General features: G+C 70.3%; 1 pseudogene. It reads right to left on the bottom strand.

The features are described from left to right. Positions 1–874 (bottom strand): annotated as a pseudogene (locus tag ACOADB_RS12640) (hypothetical protein); the annotation flags it as partial. Between the last annotated feature and the right edge of the window lie 34 nt (positions 875–908).

Consider the following 908-nt stretch of genomic DNA (forward strand, 5'->3'; position numbering starts at 1 on the left):
GCTCGTCGAAGCCTTCGTTGAAGCCTTCGTCGGAACCTGCTTCGGAGCCCTCGTCGGATTCCGCAATGGACAGGGAGTGCTCGAACTGCAGGACGTTCACGTAGCTGATCAGGCCGCTGACCGGATCGGCGTAGCCCAGCGGCGACGCGACGAGGTAGAACGCGATGAAGGAGTCCTCGTCCGAGGCCTCGAGCAGCGCCGGTCCTGCTTCCGGGGCTGCGAACACGGTCACCACGCCGGCCTCGCCGGCGGCGTCGACGAGCTCGTTGTAGTCCTCGTCGTCGGCCAGCGTCGACCGCGCCGCACCTGTCCTGACCTCGCGTGCGACGTCGTTGTTGCGGGCCAGGACGGCCCAGCCGTCGGAGACGGTGAAGCCGAACTCGTCGCAGCTACCGGCGATCTCCTTCAGGCCGGCCTCGGCCTTCCCGGCGTCACCGATCTGTACGACGGCCACCACCTCCGGTTCGTCGAGGGGTACGACGGCCAGCGCGGCCCGCTCGCCGGCCCACTTCTCGACGTCGTCGAAATCGACGTCGCAGCCACTCCCGGTGGTGGCCTCGTCGACGATCGACCGCCGCAGGTCGTCCTGGCCGTCGAGGTCGAGTTCCTCCTTCAGTGCGGGGAACTTGCGCAGCGCGTTGAAGGCCGCGACCTTCTGGCCGCCCGGTGGGTCCAGGTCCACCGCGATGTAGGCGAGGGTGTTCGACGGCAATGCTTCGGCGGGCTGCGGTCCCTGGGCGGCCCAGACCTGCAGTGCCCACGCGCCGACGCCGATGACGGAGCCGACCCCGACGACGCCTGCGACTGCGGCGGCGCGGCGGCGCGGCTTCTTCTCGGCGGGCGGGGGCGCGGGGACAGCGTCGGCGAGGCTCACCCGGTGAACCTAGGCGAAGCCGATGGTGCGCCAC

Origin of the sequence: Nocardioides sp. CPCC 206348, from assembly GCF_048654705.1 — a bacterium.
GTDB lineage: Bacteria > Actinomycetota > Actinomycetes > Propionibacteriales > Nocardioidaceae > Nocardioides.